The 20,250-nt window shown below is 62.5% G+C and carries 22 protein-coding genes; 7 read left to right on the top strand and 15 right to left on the bottom strand.

Features of this window, described 5'->3' with window-relative positions; all coding sequences use genetic code 11:
* From YH3_RS36900 to rimP, 4 genes are all read right to left on the bottom strand, one after another.
* Positions 1-240: translation initiation factor IF-2 N-terminal domain-containing protein (locus YH3_RS36900; protein ID WP_154100380.1), on the bottom strand; the 240-nt coding region annotated here is incomplete at its 3' end.
* 108 nt (positions 241-348) lie between these two features.
* Positions 349-699, bottom strand: a complete 351-nt coding sequence (locus YH3_RS27680) for a YlxR family protein (RefSeq protein ID WP_019748063.1) — start codon at positions 697-699, stop codon at positions 349-351.
* A 44-nt stretch (positions 700-743) separates the two neighbouring features.
* Positions 744-1,775, bottom strand: coding sequence for a transcription termination factor NusA (gene nusA, locus YH3_RS27675; RefSeq protein WP_003942738.1), 1,032 nt, complete (start codon positions 1,773-1,775; stop codon positions 744-746).
* Positions 1,772-2,392 (bottom strand): ribosome maturation factor RimP, encoded by a 621-nt coding sequence (gene rimP, locus YH3_RS27670; RefSeq protein WP_064444488.1) that lies wholly within the window; start codon positions 2,390-2,392, stop codon positions 1,772-1,774. The genes nusA and rimP overlap by 4 nt, the downstream gene beginning before the upstream one ends.
* Positions 2,393-2,663: 271 nt before the next feature.
* Here rimP and YH3_RS27665 point away from each other — a divergent pair, with 271 nt between their 5' ends.
* Together YH3_RS27665 and YH3_RS27660 are read left to right on the top strand one after the other, a co-directional pair.
* The gene (locus tag YH3_RS27665; RefSeq protein ID WP_042450877.1) at positions 2,664-3,113 is read left to right on the top strand and encodes a hypothetical protein; all 450 of its coding nucleotides are present in this window, start codon (positions 2,664-2,666) and stop codon (positions 3,111-3,113) included.
* A complete protein-coding gene (locus tag YH3_RS27660; protein ID WP_064444487.1) occupies positions 3,110-3,565 on the top strand; it encodes a ferritin-like domain-containing protein in 456 nt (151 codons plus the stop codon). Before YH3_RS27665 ends, YH3_RS27660 begins: the two co-directional genes overlap by 4 nt.
* A gap of 51 nt (positions 3,566-3,616) precedes the next feature.
* On the opposite strand, the gene YH3_RS27655 is transcribed toward YH3_RS27660, so the two are convergent.
* Positions 3,617-5,041 (bottom strand): MFS transporter, encoded by a 1,425-nt coding sequence (locus tag YH3_RS27655; RefSeq protein WP_064073682.1) that lies wholly within the window; start codon positions 5,039-5,041, stop codon positions 3,617-3,619.
* An 83-nt stretch (positions 5,042-5,124) separates the two neighbouring features.
* Here YH3_RS27655 and YH3_RS27650 point away from each other — a divergent pair, with 83 nt between their 5' ends.
* The 3 genes from YH3_RS27650 to YH3_RS27640 all read left to right on the top strand — a co-directional run bounded on the left by YH3_RS27650 (position 5,125) and on the right by YH3_RS27640 (position 7,181).
* Positions 5,125-5,760: a TetR/AcrR family transcriptional regulator gene (locus tag YH3_RS27650; RefSeq protein ID WP_003942694.1), complete on the top strand. Its 636-nt coding sequence runs from the start codon at positions 5,125-5,127 to the stop codon at positions 5,758-5,760.
* Positions 5,761-5,853: 93 nt separating this feature from the next.
* Positions 5,854-6,351 carry a nuclear transport factor 2 family protein gene (locus tag YH3_RS27645; RefSeq protein WP_064444486.1) on the top strand — a complete coding sequence of 166 codons (498 nt, stop codon included), beginning with the start codon at positions 5,854-5,856 and terminating at the stop codon, positions 6,349-6,351.
* Positions 6,348-7,181 carry an SDR family NAD(P)-dependent oxidoreductase gene (locus tag YH3_RS27640; protein ID WP_064444485.1) on the top strand — a complete coding sequence of 278 codons (834 nt, stop codon included), beginning with the start codon at positions 6,348-6,350 and terminating at the stop codon, positions 7,179-7,181. The genes YH3_RS27645 and YH3_RS27640 overlap by 4 nt, the downstream gene beginning before the upstream one ends.
* On the opposite strand, the gene YH3_RS27635 is transcribed toward YH3_RS27640, so the two are convergent.
* Positions 7,143-8,099, bottom strand: a complete 957-nt coding sequence (locus YH3_RS27635; protein ID WP_007735024.1) for a DMT family transporter — start codon at positions 8,097-8,099, stop codon at positions 7,143-7,145. The two genes, YH3_RS27640 and YH3_RS27635, sit on opposite strands and share 39 nt — an antisense overlap.
* Before the next feature lie 91 nt (positions 8,100-8,190).
* The gene (locus YH3_RS27630; protein ID WP_064444667.1) at positions 8,191-9,483 is read right to left on the bottom strand and encodes an aromatic acid/H+ symport family MFS transporter; all 1,293 of its coding nucleotides are present in this window, start codon (positions 9,481-9,483) and stop codon (positions 8,191-8,193) included.
* A gap of 159 nt (positions 9,484-9,642) precedes the next feature.
* Between YH3_RS27630 and YH3_RS27625 the strand changes: the two genes are divergently transcribed.
* Positions 9,643-10,068, top strand: coding sequence for a pyridoxamine 5'-phosphate oxidase family protein (locus YH3_RS27625; RefSeq protein WP_003942732.1), 426 nt, complete (start codon positions 9,643-9,645; stop codon positions 10,066-10,068).
* Between the two features lie 75 nt (positions 10,069-10,143).
* Here the strand turns inward: YH3_RS27625 and YH3_RS27620 are convergent, their stop codons facing one another.
* The 5 genes from YH3_RS27620 to YH3_RS27600 all read right to left on the bottom strand — a co-directional run bounded on the left by YH3_RS27620 (position 10,144) and on the right by YH3_RS27600 (position 15,887).
* The gene (locus YH3_RS27620) at positions 10,144-10,923 is read right to left on the bottom strand and encodes a nuclear transport factor 2 family protein (RefSeq protein WP_030535621.1); all 780 of its coding nucleotides are present in this window, start codon (positions 10,921-10,923) and stop codon (positions 10,144-10,146) included.
* A complete protein-coding gene (locus tag YH3_RS27615) occupies positions 10,920-12,650 on the bottom strand; it encodes an acyl-CoA dehydrogenase family protein (protein WP_007735018.1) in 1,731 nt (576 codons plus the stop codon). The genes YH3_RS27620 and YH3_RS27615 overlap by 4 nt, the downstream gene beginning before the upstream one ends.
* A 58-nt stretch (positions 12,651-12,708) precedes the next feature.
* Complete coding sequence (locus YH3_RS27610) at positions 12,709-13,368, bottom strand: rhomboid-like protein (RefSeq protein WP_021343988.1); 660 nt, start codon at positions 13,366-13,368, stop codon at positions 12,709-12,711.
* Between the two features lie 22 nt (positions 13,369-13,390).
* A complete protein-coding gene (locus YH3_RS27605; RefSeq protein WP_042450748.1) occupies positions 13,391-14,062 on the bottom strand; it encodes an O-methyltransferase in 672 nt (223 codons plus the stop codon).
* A gap of 79 nt (positions 14,063-14,141) precedes the next feature.
* Complete coding sequence (locus YH3_RS27600; protein WP_042450750.1) at positions 14,142-15,887, bottom strand: proline--tRNA ligase; 1,746 nt, start codon at positions 15,885-15,887, stop codon at positions 14,142-14,144.
* Between the two features lie 55 nt (positions 15,888-15,942).
* On the opposite strand from YH3_RS27600, the gene yaaA reads away from it, so the two are divergent.
* Complete coding sequence (yaaA, locus tag YH3_RS27595) at positions 15,943-16,686, top strand: peroxide stress protein YaaA (RefSeq protein WP_047271360.1); 744 nt, start codon at positions 15,943-15,945, stop codon at positions 16,684-16,686.
* A 12-nt stretch (positions 16,687-16,698) separates the two neighbouring features.
* Here the strand turns inward: yaaA and YH3_RS27590 are convergent, their stop codons facing one another.
* From YH3_RS27590 to YH3_RS27580, 3 genes are all read right to left on the bottom strand, one after another.
* The gene (locus tag YH3_RS27590) at positions 16,699-18,207 is read right to left on the bottom strand and encodes a YdiU family protein (protein ID WP_064444484.1); all 1,509 of its coding nucleotides are present in this window, start codon (positions 18,205-18,207) and stop codon (positions 16,699-16,701) included.
* A 35-nt stretch (positions 18,208-18,242) separates the two neighbouring features.
* On the bottom strand, positions 18,243-18,671 hold the full coding sequence (locus YH3_RS27585) for a CBS domain-containing protein (protein ID WP_007735005.1): 429 nt from the start codon (positions 18,669-18,671) through the stop codon (positions 18,243-18,245).
* Positions 18,672-18,751: 80 nt separating this feature from the next.
* Complete coding sequence (locus tag YH3_RS27580; protein WP_064444483.1) at positions 18,752-20,248, bottom strand: MFS transporter; 1,497 nt, start codon at positions 20,246-20,248, stop codon at positions 18,752-18,754.
* Positions 20,249-20,250: the final 2 nt, after the last annotated feature.

Below are 20,250 nucleotides of genomic sequence, written 5' to 3'. Positions count from 1 at the left end.
CGACGGTGCGCCGGGCTTTGCCGCGGGGCGAGCCGCCGGAGCGGCTGCGCCGGTCTCGGACTTGGTTTCTGCTCCGCCTGCCGACGGGAATGACTCCCGCAGACGACGGGCGACGGGCGCCTCCACTGTGGATGACGCAGACTTCACGAACTCGCCTTGCTCCTTGAGCGTTGCGAGTAGTTCCTTGCTGGTGACACCGAGTTCTTTAGCCAACTCGTGCACGCGGGCCTTGCCTGCCACTGCTCTCCTCACTGATGAGGTCGAGCAGGAGGCATCCCACAGAAGTGGGTCCCGCACGACCTCGGGTTATCGCCGATGGACGTTCATCGTTGGTGCTTCACGGTGTGCTCATGAGTGCTTGTGCCTGTTCTTCTCGAGAGGTACTGCTTTTGTGTGAACTGCGTCGACCAGCTGGTCGACAGCGGACGTGTCCAGATTTCCGGACACTCGCAGTGCTCTGCTGAATGCTCGGCGCCGCTCTGCCAGGCTCAGACAACTCGGATCCAGGTGCAGCCATGCACCTCGACCGGGGAGTCTTCGCGATACGTCGGGGACGAGCGGGGAACCCTCCGGCCCCTGCTCACCAACCACGACCCTCAACAGATCGACAGCCGACCCTTGTTCCCTGCATCCCACACACGTTCTGACCGGCGAACCGGGTTTCACGCGCGCAGAATCCGAGGACTCACGTCGAACCATTGTCCACTCTACCGCCGAACCGTCTCGATCACTGCATTCCACCGTTATCCGTTGGACGTGGCGGGCCGGTCGGACGCGTCGCCAACGGGTGCCGCATCGCTACGAATGTCGATACGCCAACCCGTCAACCGCGCAGCCAGGCGGGCATTTTGACCCTCTTTTCCGATGGCCAACGAAAGCTGGAAATCGGGCACGATGACACGGGCCGCACGAGCCTCGGGATCGACGACAGTGACGGAGACCACTTTCGACGGGGAAAGTGCGTTGCCCACAAACGTCGCGGGATCTTCGTCGAAGTCGATGATGTCGATCTTCTCCCCCGCGAGTTCGCTCATGACGTTGCGGACGCGCTGACCCATCGGGCCGATGCATGCACCCTTTGCGTTGAGCCCCTGCACACGTGAGGCGACGGCGATCTTGGAACGATGCCCCGCTTCGCGCGCGACGTTGATGATCTCGACGCTGCCGTCCGCAATCTCTGGAACCTCGAGTGCGAACAACTTGCGAACCAGGTTCGGGTGGGTCCGCGAGAGGGTGATCTGTGGGCCGCGGGCTCCGCGAGCAACCCCGACGACGTAGCACTTGATGCGCTCACCGTGCTCGTAGTTCTCGCCGGGAACCTGTTCTGCAGGCGGCAACAATCCTTCGGCGCCATTGGATTCGCTGCCGATTCGGACGACGACCATTCCGCGGGAATTCGCACGCGTGTCACGCTGAATGACACCGCCGACGATTTCACCCTCATGGGTCGAGAACTCACCGAAACTGCGCTCGTGCTCGGCGTCGCGCAGACGCTGCAGGATGACCTGGCGTGCGGTGGTCGCCGCGATGCGTCCGAATCCCTCGGGAGTGTCGTCCCACTCCTCACCGATCATGTTGCCGTCGGCATCGGTGTCGTGCGCCATCACTCGCACCGAACCTGTCTTGATGTTGACATCGATCCGAGCGTTCTGCTTGTGCCCCTCGGTGTGGCGGTACGCCGTCAGCAGCGCGGTCTGGATCGTGGCGATCACAGTTTCGATCGAGACACCTTTTTCGGCTTCGATCGCTCGCAACGCTGCAATGTCGATATTCACTTGTCGAACCCTTCTTCGTTTTCTACGTCTTCTAATTCTGCTTCGTCGTCTTCGACACTGTCCACGCCCGAGTCCTCGGTGAGGTCAACCGCATCCGAAGGAACTGCGCGCCCCTCCGGGATGCCGCCCGCGAGTTCCAACTCCGCCTCACTGGGCTTCGAGAACTCCACCTGAACTACAGCCTTCTGAACGTCGCCTAGTGCAATCTCGCGCACGGTCGGTCCGCCACGGCCACCGATGACAACTGCCACGGAATCGTCGTTCATCGTTCCGATACGGCCCACCACGGTCTCGCCGGCCAGATCGATTCGCGCTTTACGTCCGCGAGCCCGACGCCAGTGACGATCGAGCGTCAGTGGGCGATCGATTCCCGGGGAGGTCACCTCGAGGGTGTACGGCGTTTCACCGATTTCCTCGAGGGTGTCGAAAAGTTCCGAAACGAGTCTGCTGATCTCCGCGGCGGCATCGAGCTCGATCCCGGCATCGCTGTCGACCATGATGCGCACCGCGCTGTGCTTGCCCGCACTGGTCACGACAACGTCGTCGACGTCGTAACCCTGGGTGTGCACGAGTTCGGAGATCAGCTCGATCACCCTCTCCCTGGATGGCACCGGCATCTCGCGAACTCCTCATTTCAGTTGTCGTCGATTGTCCGACTTGTGTCGACTGTCGACGTGGGCGGCTGCGAGCACGAAAAGACACCAGGTGCCACATGCTGCAAGCATCCAAGAGTACCGCTCATTGCGCGTCTCCGTGACCAGAGTGCCCGACGCACGTCACACTTGAACACGTGCCGCGGATTCGAACGATCGGCCGACCACCTGGCACGATGGACTGGTGCTGACGCCCATGACTACTACCCCACTCTCCCGGCGGAGTGCGCTCAAGATGACGGGAACAGCAGCGTTGGGCGCTGCTGCCTTCTCGTTGTCCGCCTGCACCGACAACGGCACAGCGGAGGCGGCTGCAGAAGTCGACCAGCTGACGGCCCAGGCCGATCGAGCCCGCTCCGACGCGGCAGCCGCAACCGCCGCCATCGCACTCGCACCGGACAAGTCGGCATCACTGACCACGATCAGCGCCGAACGCACAGCGCATGCACTCGAACTCGACGCCGAGATTGCGCGAGCAGCGGGCAGCGGCGCCGCTACGACCACAGCGCCCCCGTCCACCTCGGTCGCAAACGCTCCTACGGGCGTCGAAACCTTGAGTACCTCGCTGGCCGATTCGGCGCGCAGTGCCGCGGATCTCGCTCGGACGATGTCCGGCTATCGCGCGGGCCTGCTCGGTTCGATCAGCGCGTCGTGCTCGACTCAGGTAGCGGTGTTGCTTCCGTGATCATTTCGCACACCCGTCGATCCGAGAGTTCTGCCTTGCTGACCGCAATCGAATCAGAGAATGCCGCGATCTTCGCTTACGGAGTGGTTGCCGCGTTTTCGAATCCTGCCCGTGTCAACGAGGTTGCCACGCACACAGCAGCGCACCGCGCACGACGTGATGCGCTGGTTGCCCTGTCGACCGACGCGGGCGTGACCCCGCCGACAGCCGCGGCAGCGTACGAGATCCCGTTTCCGGTGACGGACGCCGTTTCCGCGGCACAGCTGGCAGCACAGATCGAATCCGACACCGCCGTGACCTACCGGGCATTCGTCGAACAGGTCGATACCGACCAACTCCGCACGTTCGGAATCGACGGCCTGACCGATGCGGCTATCCGCGGCGCCGGATGGCGGTCCGCGCTGGGAACCGCTCCGGCCACCTCAGCGTTCCCGGGGGACCCGACTTCGTAACTGCTGTGCGCCTTTATTAACCGCCGGCGGTTAATAAAGGCGCACAGCGGCTCAGGCCTTGCGATGCGAGGGCACGAACCACGCCGCGACAACCGCAACCAATACGAAGCAACCGCCGACGCGCAGTGCAGGTGTCAGCGCATCTCCGTAACCGAGTGGCGTGAGGGCACCGCCGGCGGCAAGGAAGACTGCAGTGAGAACCGCGATTCCCAGTGCAACACCGATCTCACGAAGCGTCGAGTTGGTCGAACTGGCCGTTCCGTGATCAGGCTCGTCCATGTCGACGAGTACCGCCGTCGAGCTCGGCGCGAAGGTCAGGCCCATGCCGATGCCCGCCATCAGTAGAGCCGGAACCAGCGACCCGTACGTCACGTCGGGACCGATCAACGCTGCCAACCAGAACAATGCTCCGGCCTGGAGCAACAGACCGGTCAGCAGAAGCGAACGGAGCCCGACCTTCGGCGCCAGAAAACCGGCGAGAGGCGCGAAGATCATCGGCGCTGCCGTCCACGGAAGCGTCCGCAGGCCTGCTTGGAACGGGCTGTAGCCCATCACGATCTGGAGGTACTGCGAGAGCAGGAACACCGCCCCGAAGATTCCGATCGAGAAGGTCAAGCCGATGACGTTCGCCATCGAGAAGCTGCGTGAACGGAACAGACGTAGGGGCATCACCGGATGCGAGGTCTTCATCTCGCGAAGAACGAACAGTGCCAACGCGACTGCGGACCCGACCAACGACGCAACTACTCCAAGCGATCCCCAGCCGTCGTCGTTGCCGTGAACGATCCCCCACACCGCCAGGAACACACCGAGTCCGGCGAGTGCGACACCGGGAAGGTCGAGAGGCTGTGTGCGACCGGTCGATTCGCGCAGCGCGTACAACGCGAGAGGAACAGCGACGATCGCAACCGGCACGTTTATCCAGAAGATGCCCTGCCATGAGAACCCGTCGACTACTGCTCCACCGACAACCGGACCCATCGCGATTCCCAGCCCGGAGACTCCACCCCACACGCCGATTGCCATGGCACGCTTGGCTTCCGGTACCGCTGCCACGAGGAGAGTGAGTGAGAGCGGCATGATCGCGGCAGCGCCGGCGCCCTGAAAAGCTCGGGCCGCGATCAGCAGGCTCGGTGTCGTCGACAACGCCGAAGCAATCGACGCCGCCGTGAACAGCCCGATCCCGAATACGAACATCTTGCGGCGCCCCCACCGATCGCCGAGCGTCGTCGCCGAAAGCATCAGCGTCGCAAAGCAGAGCGTGTACGCATTCATGAACCACTGAAGTTGCCCGACGGACGCATTCAGCTCCTTCTCGATCACCGGCAGCGCGCTCGTCATCACGAGGTTGTCGAGGGTGGCCATGAACATGGGCAGAGAGGCAGCAACCATCGCTATCGCGATCGGAACCTTACGTCCTCCACTGCTTTCCGACCCGGATGCGGCGTCCGATCCGGACTTCGTCAAAACGGTCATCGTGATTCCTCGAGTGAAGGTGCCTTAAGGCATCGAATGATTACTTAGGTCGAAACTAAGCTATCCGGTGATAACGTGTCAACATGTCGATCGGTGCAGCTGAACCACGTACCCGCAGGATGAGCGCACCGGAACGTCGCGCGTTGGTCCTTGCCGCGGCAACGCGAGCATTCGCAAAGGGTGGATACTCGGGGACCAGTACGGACGCCGTCGCCAAGGAAGCCGGTGTCTCGCAGCCCTACGTCGTGCGCATGTTCGGAACCAAGGCAGATTTGTTCCACGCAGTGTTCACGCGCGCGCTCGACGAAATCGTCCGCACCTTCAACGACAAATTGGATACGGTCACGATCGATCCGAGCAATCCGCAGTTCTGGGCCGAACTCGGATCCGCCTACGGCGAGCTGGTTCTCGACCGAGATCTACTGCTTGTCATGTTGCACGGCTTCGCCACCAGCACCGATGATGTCGCCGCCGTCTCCCGGAACGCCATGTCCGGCATCTACACCTTGCTGCGCGAGCGCACCGGTTGCACACCCGAGCAAGCGCGTTTGTTCATCGCGAACGGGATGCTGATCAACAATCTGCTCGCAATGATGGCGCCCGAACACGCCGAAGAAGATCCAGCCCTCGGCGAGCTCTGGGGCAGCGTCTTCAGCGACTCGACTGCGATCACGCTCACCGGCGACGAATCCTCGAGCGAAACCGACACCGATTCCTGACCGGTCACTGGGAAAAACTACACACATGTGACTGAGGACACCCTACAGTCGATCCGACATGTCTCCGGGAAACCCAGACGAAAAGGACCGACGTTGGATCTCGCACAACGCCTCGACGCGCTCGAACAGATCGAGGAAATCAAGAAGCTCAAGCACGGCTACTGGCGAGCATGTGACGCCAAGGATCCAGTTCGGTTCCGCAACAGCTTCATCCGTTCCGGAGCGTCGATCGACTACGGACGCCTCGGCGCCTTCGACGACGCGGGGCCGATGGCGGACATCTTCGAGAAGATCGCTCTTCGCAAGGTCGACGGCCGGTACGCGGTCCTCGACATGCATCACGGATTGCATCCCGACATCACACTGACCTCGGAGACGTCGGCGGTGGGGCGATGGGCTCTGCAGTTCCGCCAGATCGACACCGTCGGGCGCACCGAGAAGTTGATGACCGGCGAATACGACGACAAGTACGTGATCGAGGACGGTATGTGGAAAATGAGTCAATGCCATTTCACGGAGGCGTGGTCGATCACCACTCCCCTGTCCCCGGACGCTGACATCGCCGAGGGTTCGTTGGGTGGGCGGCCATGACGACGAACGGAAAAGTTGCGCTCGTAACCGGTGCCAGCCGGAGCGTCGGCAAGGGCATTGCCCTCGCTCTGGGAAGCGACGGGTGGACGGTGTACGTGACGGCACGAGGAACCGTGGGCGCCGACGGCCCACTCGATCGCACCGCGGTGGAGATCACCGAGCGCGGTGGTCACGGCATTGCCGTGCAGTGCGATCACAGCGACGATCAGCAGATCATCAACCTGTTTGCCCGCATCGCCGAAGAGCGGTCAGGCCGCCTCGATCTTTTGGTCAACAACGTCTGGGCAAACCCGGCGGGTTATGCAGGCTTCGCCGATCCGTTCTGGAAGAGGCCGATCGACGATTGGGATTCGCTGATCGGAATCGGACTGCGCGCCCACTACGTTGCTTCGGTGGAAGCGGCGAAGTTGATGGTTCCCCGGGGCAGTGGAGTGATCGGCAACATCTCGTCGTTCGGCACCCGCGGGTACCTGCACTCTGTCCTGTACGGGATGTCGAAGGCAGGTTTGGACAAGATGGCCGCGGACATGGCTGTCGAATTGAAGGGGACCGGCGTCACCGCACTTTCCTTCTGGCTCGGGTTGATCCGCAACGAGCGGATGGAGGCGAGTGGGATCGAGAGCTTCGAAGGCTTCTCACTGGCCGAGGCCGAAACCCCGGAATTCGTCGGCCAAGTCATCACTGCATTGGCCAACGATCCAGAAGTGAACGCGCGCAGCGGTCACACACTGATCACCGCCGAGACGGCCGTCGAGTACGGAATCACCGACGCCAACGGGAAACAACCGGCGTCACACCGCAGTGCCTTCGGTGGCGGCCCGCTTTTCTGATTCATCAGTAGCAGTGGTCGCGTCGCGTGCCGGCACAGCACGCGGCGCTGCCACTCGCGCCTTCAGGGCAAGCCAGGCACACCCGATGACGACGACACCGCCGGCCACGATCGAGGGTGACAACGTCTCACCGAGTATCAGCGCCGACCAGGCAATGCTGAGCACCGGTTGAACCAACTGTGTTTGGCTCACAGTGGAAATGGGACCGATCGCCAGACCCCGGTACCAAGGAAAGAACCCGAGAAACATACTCACGCATCCCAGGTAGGCAAACGAAAGCCACGAATTCACATCGGCAGAGACCGGAGCCTGGGCCATGGACGCCACCGTCAACGCAATCGTGACCGGCAGTCCGAGAATCAATGCCCAGGCAATCGTCTGCCACGACCCGATCTCGCGGGCCAGCAACGCACCTTCCGAATATGCCAGCGCTGCACACACCACCGCGGCGAACAGAAGAAGATCAGCGAGATGAAACGAGCCGAGTCCGCCGTTTGCAATCGCCACGAACCCTACGACCGATACCGCGCCGGCGGCGCTTGCCCACCAGAATCCCTTACTGGGACGCTCTTTTCCTCGGACGACCGCAAATACCGCGGTCGCAGCGGGAAGTAGCCCGATCACGACTGCCGCGTGACTCGCCGGCGATGTCTGCAACGCAAACGTGGTGAACAGTGAAAACCCCAGTACCGCACCAACAGTCACGAGTGCGATGCGCAACCACTGCCGAAGCGTCGGAAGCGTCGCGCGAGTAACCGACAGCATCACAATCGCAAGGGCCCCGGCAACGACGGCGCGGCCCGCACCGACGAACAGGGGGTCGAGATCCGCGACGGCGACCCTCGTGAGCGGAACGGTGAACGAGAACGCCAGCACACCGAGCAAGCCCCACCACAAACCGGATCGAGACGATGGCATCGGTAGCGGTTCCTGCGGCGCGACGATAGCGCTACTCTTCATACTCATGTTTTACGATAGCAGTAGCACGCCAACCAGCGAAACTGGCATTTCAGGTGCGCACCCGTGTGCAGGAGATAGAAATTGCTCCGAGCAGTCCGACGAGCGCGAAAGCGTAGAAGCCCCACGGCACGGCGTAACCCGCACCCAGGAGGACTCCGCCCAGGATCGGGCCACAGATCGCACCGACCCGGCCGACACCTGCCGACCATCCGAGCGCGGTCGCGCGAATCTGAGGTGGGTGATTGGCGCTCGTGAAGGCGTAGACCAGTACCTGCGCGCTGAATACGAAGCATCCGGCGAGGAAGACCATCACGTAGATTCCGAACGACACCTTCACACTCAGAAGCGCCAGGAACAGTGCAGCTCCGGCGAACCACACGATGGCTGCAGTCCGCGGGCCGATCTTGTTCGCGACGCCCCCGGCGATCAACAGCCCGACGACGGCGCCGGCATTGAGGATCAGAAGGAACGTCAACGACGCCCCGAGGTTGTAACCGGCCTCACGCATGATCGTCGGAAGCCATGTGTTCAATCCGTAGACGAGCAGCAAGCCCATGAAACTGGTGATCCAGATGGCGATGCTGTTGCGCAAGAACTTCGAAGAGAACAGTGCGCGAACGGGATTGGCGGCTTCGGCGCGCTCAACTTCGGACGTGGGCGCAATCTCGAGTTCGACTCCGCGACGGGCAGCGATTTCCTCGGCTTCGGCACGCTTTCCGTGAGCGAGAAGGTACGACGGGGATTCCGGCAGATACCGCAACATGAGTGGAATCAGGGCGACGGCAGGAAGTGCGCCCACAACGAACATCGCTCGCCAACCGAAAGGTTCGATCACGACGAGCGCCAGCGCTGCGGTGGCAACGGCGCCGACGTGGTAGCCGGTCATCAGCATGGTCGACGCAGATCCACCGCCTTGTTTCTTCGAGAATTCGTTGACCAGAGCCAATGCCGTCGGTAGGGCGCCACCCAGCCCCACACCGGCAAGGAAGCGCAGCAGCCCGAAGATGAACGGATTGGGCGCAATTGCGCACAACAGAGTCAGAATCGAGAATGCGGCAACGGCGTACAGCAGCGCGCGGCGTCGACCGATGACGTCAGTGAGAGTGCCGATGACGAGGGCGCCGATGGTCATGCCGATGAGCCCGAAGGTCGAGATCATCGTAATCGTGCCGGTACTCAAACCCCACGCGTCGTAGTCGAGAAGCGAAGGAATGACCGCGCCGAGTACGACCAGGTCGAATCCGTCCAGAAGCACAGCGATCCAACACAACGGTGCTACCCACATTGCGGCACGCGCCCCAGGCGAACCGGTGATTGAACTCGACTGCGTATGTGCGGTCATCGGATCCTCGACATTCACTGCTTGTGGGCGTTCGCGACCGGTTGGGATCCAGTAGTTCGGATCGAAACGTGTTCGCATTGCGAACGCCTGTTCATAATGAGCACATCGATTGTGTACGGAGTCACAACGCCATGTCAAACGTCGCGGTAATCTCGAGGAATGGCACTCTCCGAAAATGAGCGTGAACAGTTCCTGGCCGAACCCCACATCGGGGCGCTGTCCGTGGCGGACGGCACCGAGCGCGGTCCGTTGACCGTCCCGATCTGGTACCTGTACTCACCCGGTGGCAAACCATGGATCCTCACGGGCAAGGATTCGCGAAAGGCACGACTCATCGAGTCGGCCGGGCATTTCTCGTTGATGGCCGAAAGGCTCGATCCGACAATCCGTTACGTCAGCGTCAGCGGATCCGTCGACAAGATCGTTCCGGGCACCGACGAGATGCTGGTCGAAGTCTCGCGGCGTTACCTGGCTCCGGACAAGGTCGACGGGTATCTCGAATTCGCGCGATCGCAGTTGGGCGAACAGGTAGCGATCTACATGAATCCGCAGCACTGGCTGTCTGCGGATCTCGGGGCGATCTGACAATTCTCAGAAAAGCGAAGGCTCGGCGCGCCGGAGTGGCGCGCCGAGCCTGACCTGCATGTGGAGGGCTCTATGTCAGCTCTCGGTGAAGAAACGCACCCGATTGAGTCGATGACCGCTCGCCTCGAAGCCGAACAATGCGATGGCCGGTTCCCCGCACACGATGACGCTCGCCGTCACGGTGCGACCGGCAACCAGCATCTTGCTCTTCGTCACGCCGGTGAGCAGAGCGTTGACATCAGCGTTGGACAACTGCGTCCCCGCCGGAAGCTCGACGGGTACCGGCGGCGTTCGGCCGACAGCGGCCGCATCGAGGAACCGCGACGCTGCCTTCTTGCCTTTGTCTCCGACGCCGAAGATGCCGCGCGAGAACCCGAGCGCCCCGCCGATCCCCTGGTTCGAGAGCAACTGCGGCGTCAACTTCGCGGCCGCCTTCACCCCCGCCACACCAGCAGTCGCGAGCTGGCTCAACATCGTCGCCAATTCCCAATGCGCGTAGAGGGTTCCGATCCGCAAGGAATCGGGCTCCCCCACCAAGTCGTAGCGCAAGTGCATCGGAACGTCGAGAACGACTCCGGTCGACATCTCGGTAGCGAGGCTCAGATCGCGCCACACCGTCCGGCCGCACACGATGTCGCGCTCGACATGGAAGGTGATCGAATTGGGGGCGATGAACGTGTCGTAGAAACTCTCGATCGCCGCCTGACCGTTGTGCGGACGTGAACCTACAGGGTCGTTGACCTGTCCGTCGCCGGCAAACAGGGCCACCCAGGTCGAGCGGTCATGCGCGCCGACGGCTTTCGGGGATCCCTCCACGACGGCCATCAACTGCTCGCGCGTCACCGGCGCGGTCATGCGCGCATCTCGTATGCACCGTCGTACGCCTTGACCTGCTGCCACACCCGGTCGAAGCGTTCACTGTCGACAACAGGCTTCCGCACCGCGGCCAGGGCCCACTTCTGCTGCTCGGGTGTCGACGACGGCTTTCCGTGCAGCGCGATCGCGTATCCCGAGAAGTCACGAATCTGGAAGTCGAAGATCTGATCGACAACGTCGGCGTCGAGCCCGCTGATCTCGGCCTGTTCGAGAATCAGATGACCGTAGACGACGAGAGAGAACAGGTGCCCGACGTTGAGCATGAAATCGAGATCCTTCTGCTGCTGCGCGTCCGGCGCTGCAGCAGTGAGCAATTCGGTGAGCGCGATCGCCTGCTCGTAAAAACGGGCGACGTTCGGAATCGAAGAGTGCTTCTCGTAGACGGGCTTCCACTCGTGGAACTGAATCTTCGCAGCGCCGCGGGTAGGCCCCTGGTTCCAGAAGAACTCGTCGTCGGCGGCGTCGTCGCGCGTGACGATCTCCGGGAACTGCGCCGAGTTGAACAGATAGTTCGGCAAGAACTTGAGAATCAGGCCGACGTTGACGTGGACGGTGCCCTCGAGCTTGGGCAGCGTGCCGATCATCTGCGCTGCCTCGCGGAAGTACGTTGACTTCTCGTATCCCTTGGCTGCGATCACATCGTGCAGCAACCCGACCACCTTCTCACCTTCGGAGGTGACCTTGGCCTTGGTCATGGGATTGAACAGCAGGTAGCGACGGTCCTCGAGGCTGGCGCTGCGGAAGTAGTCGACCGCCCGCGCACTGAACTGCTTCATCGCGATCAGACGTGAGTACGCGTCGACGAAGGCGGCGCGAACGTGGGCAAAATCCGTGACGGGATTGCCGTACAGAATTCGATTCTGCGCGTGAGTGATTGCCTCGAAGAACGCATGCTCGGTGATGCCGATGGAGCCGGTGCAGAGGTTGAACTTTCCGACGTTGACCGTGTTGAGCGCGGCCTCGAATGCGGCGACGCCGGTGTGCAGAATGTCTTCCTCGCGCACCGGGTAATCGTCGAGGCGGAAATTGCTGACATACATCTGCCCGCGCAGGACGTTGTCCACGAGCTGATAGTTCGGATGTGCACTGTCGGCGACAAAGAACACGTAGCCTTCGGGGCCCTCGACGTCGGTACGACGCCCGAACACAGACACCATTCCGGCTACGTTGCCGTTTCCGATGTAGTACTTCTCGCCGCTCGCGCGGAAGGCGACGTCGCCGTCGGTGGGAGTGAGGAGCATGTCGGTGGAGTACACGTCGGCGCCGTGGTCGCGCTCGGACAGCCCGAACGCCATGACACCACCGTCGGCAAGTTCCTGCGCTGCACGCTTCTTCGCAGCGTCGTTGTCACTCATCCAGATCGGTCCGAGTCCGAGGATCGTGACCTGCCAGGCGTACCAGTAAGCGAGTCCGTAAAAACCGAAGATCTCACTCAAGGCCGCGTTGCGGGCACCGTCCCAACGACGGTTCTCGTCACCGTCGGCGAATGCCGCCGGAGTCTGGAACGTCGCGAACAACTTCTCCTTGCCGACGAATTCGAGAAAGTCGGAGACCCACACGGCGTCGAGGTCGTCCTGAAGCAGTTGCTTCTTACCGCGGCTCTCGAACCATTCGATGGTGGCTCGCAGCAAACGGCGGGTCTCCGGATCGAACTGAGCGGGGTCGTAAGTATGGGGGTTGAAGAGCAATCCATCGGTGCCAGACACGTCATTACCTTTCGTCGATGACGCTAAACTACCAGCGGGTAACTTTCCGCGGTGCGATTCATGGAAGACCTGCGATTCTTCGCGAATGCCACAGGTCCATCGGATTCCACGTGCCCGCCCGAGCACGCGTGATCGGGTAGCACGCCAACCCGAGCAACAACGCAGACATGTGGCCGATGGCGGTGAAATTGGTGGCGAAAATCAGAGGTACACCGTAGAAGAGCAACAGCCCCGCGAGATAGACGTATCGCCACGGATCGACGATGCGGTACACCAGAATCCCCATGATGCCGGCCAGACCGTAGCTCACACCCACGTCGAGAGTGTTGACCGCCGACTCCGCCACGTATCCGTGCCGAATACCTTCGTACAGAACACCTTCGCTGATGTACGTGGCTCCGACGTGGGCGATGACGACAACACACAGCCACCGCCACGTCCCGAGCCAACGCTCAGCCGTTGCATGAAAGATGGTGAAGAGAACCAGGTATCCCAACCAACCGCCACCTTCGAGCCAGAAGGCACTTGAGAACAGGACTCGCAGCGGGTCTTCGGCCAGGTGATGCAGATTGGTCGAGCGCTTGCCGAGAAAACGCTCCTCGACATTGTCGGGCAGATGCCGAAGGAAGAGCGTGGTGAACAGCAGGGCCAGCAACCAGACGTAGGTACCGGGAGCACTGCGCACCCATCGCCATGCCGCCTTTGCTGCCCCCAGCATCCTCACCGCTTCGAGTCTGCGCTCACTCGTTCACTACTGCAACGGCAAACCCGTCCCATCCCTTCGAACCCACGGTTTGAATGGCGGTGCCGTCGAGTTTCGGCTCGGCCGCGATCATCTCCAACACCGCTCGACTCGCTTTGACGCGCTCGTCGTCGATATCCGGGTTGGACACATGTCCCCCACGCACCACGTTGTCCACGATGATGACGGTTCCGGGATGCGAAAGGGCCAACGCCCACCGCACGTACTCGGTGTTGTTCTCCTTGTCGGCGTCGATGAAGACCAAGTCGAAAGGTCCCAACTCTTCTTTCGCGATCAACGGGAGACTGTCGAGCGCAGCGCCGACGCGGATGTCGACACGGTCAGCCAGTTCGGCACGCTCGATATTCGCCCGAGCGACATCCGCATGGGTGGGATCGAATTCCAGCGTGATGACCTGGCCCGAGGGACCGACCGCGCGAGCGAGCCAGATCGTGCTGTATCCGCCGAGCGTTCCGATCTCGAGAACATTGCGCGCCAAGCACATTCGCGCCAGAAGGTTGAGGAGCTTGCCCTGGTTCGGCGCCACGTCGATGGGCGGGAGACCTGCCTCGGAATTGGCGGCGAGTGCCGCGTCGAGAACCGGATCTTCACCTACCAACGTGGAAACGAGATAGCCGTCGACTTCTGCCCAATCCGGTTCGCGTTCCATAGCCACGATTGTGGCAGAAAAGAAGGGCCGCCGCAGACACCTCGGAAGGTGACTGCGGCGGCCCGGACAGCTATTCGAATCAGCCGCGAACTGCGGCGATGATCTCCTCGATCGCTGAATTGGCGTCGATCTCACGGCTCTCGCCGGTGAAGCGGTCGCGAATCTCGACCTTGCCGTCGGCCCAACCACGGCCGACGACAACGATCAGCGGAACACCGATCAGCTCGGAGTCCTTGAACTTCACGCCCGGCGATGCCTTGCGGTCGTCGAGGATCACTTCGAGTCCCGCGCGGTCGAGCTGCGCGGCGAGGCCTTCGGCGCCTTCGCGAGCGGTCTCGTCCTTGTTCGCAATGACGAGGTAAACGTCGGCCGGTGAGACCTCAGCGGGCCAACGCAGACCCTTCTCGTCATGGTGCTGCTCGGCAATGACGGCCACCAGACGCGAGACGCCGACGCCGTACGAACCCATGGTCGGGCGGACGGGCTTGCCGTTCTCGGCGAGGACGTCGACGGTGAAGACGTCGGTGTACTTGCGGCCGAGCTGGAAGACGTGCCCGATCTCGATACCGCGAGCCGAGACCAGCGTGCCGGCTCCATCGGGAGAGGCGTCGCCGTCACGAACCTCGGCGGCTTCGATGGTTCCGTCAGGGGTGAAGTCGCGACCGGCAACGAGGCCGACCACGTGCTTGCCGTCTTCGTCGGCGCCGGTGATCCAGCTGGTGCCGTCGACGACGCGCGGGTCGACAAGGTAGCGAACTCCGTTGGCCTGCAGCGCCTTCGGGCCGATATAACCCTTGGCCAGGAACGGGTTGTTCTTGAAGTCGGTCTCGGTGATCATCACGAACTCGGCCGGCTCCAGCGAAGCCTCGAGGCGCTTTTCGTCGACCTCACGGTCGCCGGGGATGCCGATGCCGAGAAGTTCCCATTCGCCGCCGGGCAGGCGGGTCTTGACCATGATGTTCTTGAGAGTGTCGGCGGCGGTCACGGTACGGCCGAGATCAGCGCCGTTCGCCCAGTCCACCAGGGTGTCGATGGTGGGTGTGTTCGCGGTGTCGTACACCTTGGCTTCGGGCAGCCCGTCAAACGGAATCGAGTCGGGAACGACAGTCTTGACGGCCTCGACGTTTGCGGCGTAGCCGGATTCGAGGCAGCGGACGTAGGTGTCTTCGCCGATCTCGCTCTCGGCAAGGAACTCCTCGGACGCGCTGCCGCCCATCGCACCGGAGGTGGCCGAGACGATGACGTACTTGACGCCCAGACGCGTGAAGATCTTCTCGTAGGCGCCGCGATGCGCCTGGTACGACTCCGTCAGGCCTTCGTCGGTCAGGTCGAAGGAGTAGGAATCCTTCATGAGGAACTCGCGGCCACGCAGAATGCCGGCACGCGGACGCTCTTCGTCGCGGTACTTGGTCTGCACCTGGTACAGGGTGACCGGGAAGTCCTTGTAGGAGTTGTACTCACCCTTGACCGTCAGAGCAAAGAGCTCCTCGTGGGTCGGGCCGAGCATGTAGTCGTTGCCCTTGCGGTCCTTGAGGCGGAACAGGTTGGGGCCGTACTCGGTCCAGCGGTTCGACGCTTCGTAGGGATCGCGCGGGAGCAGCGCAGGCAGCAGGATTTCCTGTCCGCCAATTGCATTCATTTCTTCACGGACGACACGCTCTACCTCGCGCAGCACCCGCAATCCCAGCGGCAACCACGAGTAGACGCCTGGAGCGATACGACGCACGTAGCCGGCGCGAACCAGCAGTTTGTGGCTGGCAACTTCGGCGTCCGAGGGATCGTCACGCAGGGTACGCAGGAACAGGTGGGACAGACGGGTAATCACGAGGTGTAAGGATAGTCGCCGCAGTCGGCCGAGCGGGCCTCGGTACGGTTACAGCGTGCTTGTACTGCTGCCTCCCTCAGAAACCAAGTCCGACGGCGGCAAGGATGCGCCCCTCGATCTGGCCGAACTGTCGATGCCACAGTTGACCGAAACGCGCGAATTGCTGGTTCAGACGCTGGTCGATCTGGCCGCTGACGTCGAGGCGTCGTGCGAAGCGCTCGGGCTCGGTCCGACGCAAGCAGACGAAGTGGAACGCAACGCCAAGCTGTGGGTGTCCGCGACGCGGCCCGCACTGCAGCGCTACACCGGCGTGCTCTTCGACGCCCTCGACGCAAAGTCGTTCACCCGCGCCCAGAAGGCGAAGGCGCTCGATCGGATCGCCATTGGTTCCGCTCTGTTCGGTGCTGTCCGCGCAGGAGATCTGATCCCCGCCTACCGCCTTTCCGGCGGGTCCAAGCTGCCCGGAATGGGCACGCTCCGCTCCCTGTGGAAGCCGGAACTGCCGAAGGCGTTGGCTGCCGAAGCCGACGGGCTGGTCGTCGATCTGCGATCGGGTACGTACCAAGACCTCGGTCCCGTTCCGGACGCCTTGATTGCAACGGTCCTCACCGAGAAGCCGGACGGCACCCGGACGGTGGTCAGTCACTTCAACAAGCACCACAAGGGTCTGCTCGCCCGTGCGCTGGTGGTCTCGCGCGCCGAACCGACCGATATCAAGGGTGTCGCGCGGGTGGCGTCGAAGGCCGGCCTGCGGGTGGAAATCGCGTCGGAGCGTGAACTGATCATCCTGACGGATTGATGGCTTCGTCTGTCAAGTGCCACAGAAGGTTTGGAATGTTTCGCTGAAAGACTGCGGAGCCGCCTCGGTGTAGTCAGCCCACTCGTCGCGTCGGTCGAATGGATGCGTGACCACCTCCAGCAGCTTCTCGAAGGGAACGAGGTCGCCGTCGGTCGCGGCGCGCAGGGCAGCGTCGAGCCGATGATTACGCGGAATGTACAGCGGGTTGACGCGATCCATCGCGCTCGCGGTCTCCGCGGCCCCTTGTCCGTTTTCGGTCAGGGCTCCCTGCCACCGCTGCAACCAGGGCGCGATGTGCTCCCGTGGCACGAGTTGGTCGAGAGGCGCCGAATTTCCGCGCAATTCGTCCGCGAGAGCGCGGAAACTGCCTGTCCAATCAGCTCCGTGTTCCGCCAACAACGTCAGCAGATCGTCGACGAGCGCCCGATCGCCAAACGGCTGGGCCAGACCGAGCTTTTCCGCGAAACCGGCAGCATAGTGTCCCTCGTAGCGCTCGTCGAAGGTCTCGAGAACTGCCGACGCCGCGGAAATCGCATTGTCGGGTGCGGAATCGATCAGCGGCAACAGTGTTTCTGCCAAGCGCGCAAGATTCCACTTCAGTACAGCGGGCTGATTGCCGAACGCATAGCGGCCCCCGTGGTCGATCGAGCTGAACACTGCCGCCGGATCGAATGCGTCGAGGAAGGCGCACGGACCGTAATCGATGGTCTCTCCCGAAATTGTCGTGTTGTCGGTGTTCATGACCCCGTGCACGAAACCGATGAGCATCCACCTCGCCACCAGTGACGCCTGCGCCTCGACGACCGCCTCGAGGAACCTCAGATAGCGATTGTGTGTACCCGTTGACGGAAGTTCGGTCAGCTCCGGGTAGTGCCGGGCGATCGCGTAGTCGGTGAGCGGCTGCAAGACCTCGCCCTGCCGGGCCGCGAACTCGAAGGTCCCAACGCGTAGGTGACTCGACGCGATCCGTGCAAGCACGGCACCGGGTTCTGCGCCGTTGCGGCGAACGTCTCGGCCCGTCGCCACCACCGACAGCGCGCGCGTAGTGGGGACACCGAGGGCATTCATCGCCTCGCTGACGAGATATTCGCGCAGCATCGGCCCTACGACCGCATACCCGTCGCCGCCCCGAGAGAACGGTGTGCGCCCGGAGCCTTTCAGATGCAAGTCCACTCGCTGCCCGGCACTGCTGACGAGTTCGCCGAGTAACAACGCCCGACCGTCTCCGAGAATTGGTACATACCCACCGAACTGATGACCCGCATACGCCATCGCCACCGGTGTGGCCCCGACCGGCACCGTCGAACCGGACAGGACGCCGATCCCGTCCACACTTCGCAGCGCTGCTACGTCCAATCTCAACGACGCAGCCAACTGCTCGTTCAGCACGAGCAACTGCGGGTCGGGCGCGGCAGCACCTTGCCACGGCACCGTCAGAGCGCCGAGTTCGTCGGCGAACGTGCTCTCGAGGCCGGCCACGATGGTGACCGTGTCTGCTGTGGATTCCTGGAATGCGGCCATCACACGAGAGTAGTCACCGTGCGACAACCTATCGATCAGCCCTGATCGATGTACGACTCGAGCTGATCGCGTTCGCTCTTGAGCTCGTCGATGCGGCTCTTCACCACGTCACCGATACTGACGATGCCGAGGAGGTTGCCGTCCTCGATCACCGGCAGATGCCGGATTCGACGCTCGGTCATGATCGCGGCAATGCTGTCCACTGCGTCTGCCGGAACGCACGTGTACATCAGAGCGGTCATGACCTCGGAAACCTGGATCCCGAGAAGGTCCGGGCCACGCTCGTGCAGGCGTCGAACGACATCGCGTTCGGAGATGATGCCCACCACCGCGTCGTCGTCGACCACCACCATGGCTCCGATGTTGTGGCGGGCAAGATCGCACAGCAGCCCGTTGACCGTCGTGTGGGCGTCGATCGTGACGATGCTGTTGCCCTTGTTTCGCAATATGTCCGCGATCCGCATCACGGCACCCCGATCCGTCGAGACTCTCGGCACGTCCTGCAACGATCGTATCGGCTAGCGAAGCGGAAAAACAGGACTGATCAGGCGATTCCCTGAGCTGCCTTCTCCGCAGCCTGAGCCTGGGCTACCTGAGAAGGTGTGAACCTGATGCACAGCGCCGCGATACCGGCGAACACGGCGCAGACCGCGCAGCCCACAAGTGCGAAGGTGTACCCCTCTCCGAGTGCGATCAATTGCGCCGGATTCATGTCCGCTGCCTTGCCCGAAGTGCCGCCGAGCGAGAGCGTCTTGGACGTCGCCATTGCACCGATCACCGACAGCGCCAATGGTCCACCGAGCGTCTGGGCAACTTGGGAGATTGCGGTCAGCGGGCCGATCTCGGTCTCCGGGACACCGGCGATCGCGCACAGTGGCAAGGGCACCATCGCGAGGCCGATACCGAATCCGATCCCGATCACGGGCACGAACAAGTTGGCCAGGTAGGTGGAGTCGGAATCGAGAGTAGAGCCGTAGAGGAGTCCGACGATCATGATCACGACGCCGGTGAGGACCAGCCAGCGGGGTTGAACCTTCACGGCGAGCTTGGAAGCAACCGACGCGGCGGCGCCCAATCCGAACGCGAACGGAATGACCGCGATACCGGCACGCAACGGCGAATACTGCATGATGTCCTGCACGAACAGTGCGACGAAGGCCGTCATGCTGAACATCGCGCCACCGACGAAGAAGATGGCGAGGAACGTCGCGACACGGTTGCGATCGGCGAACAACGAGAAGGGCAAGAGCGGGTTGTCTGCAGTTCGCTCGACAAAGAGGAAGGCGGCGAGGGCGACCAATCCGGCCGCCAATGCACCGATGACGGCGATGCTCCCCCATCCCATTTCCGGGCCTTCGGTGAGAGCAAAAACAACACCGGTACAACCGAGGGTCGCGAGGATCGCGCCGGGGACATCCAAAGCCAGACGCGTCTGATTCGTCTCGCGAAGGGCGCGGAACGCCATGCCGACGAGCGCGATGCCGATCGGGACGTTGATGAGGAAGATCAGACGCCACGACACCTCGGTCAATGCGCCGCCGATGATCAGACCGGCGATCGATCCGACGCCCGTCATGGCGGCAAAAATCGCGATGGCCTGATTACGAGCCGGACCCGCGGCGAAAGTCGTGGCAACAAGGGCGAAGGCAGTGGGCGACGCCACGGCTGCGCCGACACCTTGAAGCGCCCGCGCTGCGATCAACATGCCCTCGTTCAGGGCGAGTCCACAGAGCAACGACGCCACCGTGAACAGCGAGACTCCCGCGATGAACATCTTCTTGCGTCCGAACGCGTCGCCGAGCCGACCACCGAGGAGCATGAGCCCACCAAACGCAAGCGCGTAGGAGGTCAACACCCAGTTGCGGCCGCTGTCGCTCAGCCCGAGGTCGGCCTGCAATGGCGCCAGAGCGAGGTTCGCGACAGTACCGTCGAGCACCACCATCATCTGCAAACCACTCAGGACGATGATGGCAAGCCCGATGACTCGAGTCGCTACCGGGGCATTCGCCGAAGCGGTTTCAGATGTTGGGGAGTCAGACACAA

It is taken from the genome of Rhodococcus sp. YH3-3 (assembly GCF_001653035.1).
GTDB lineage: Bacteria > Actinomycetota > Actinomycetes > Mycobacteriales > Mycobacteriaceae > Rhodococcus_F > Rhodococcus_F qingshengii.
This window is presented reverse-complemented; position numbering and strand designations above follow the sequence as displayed.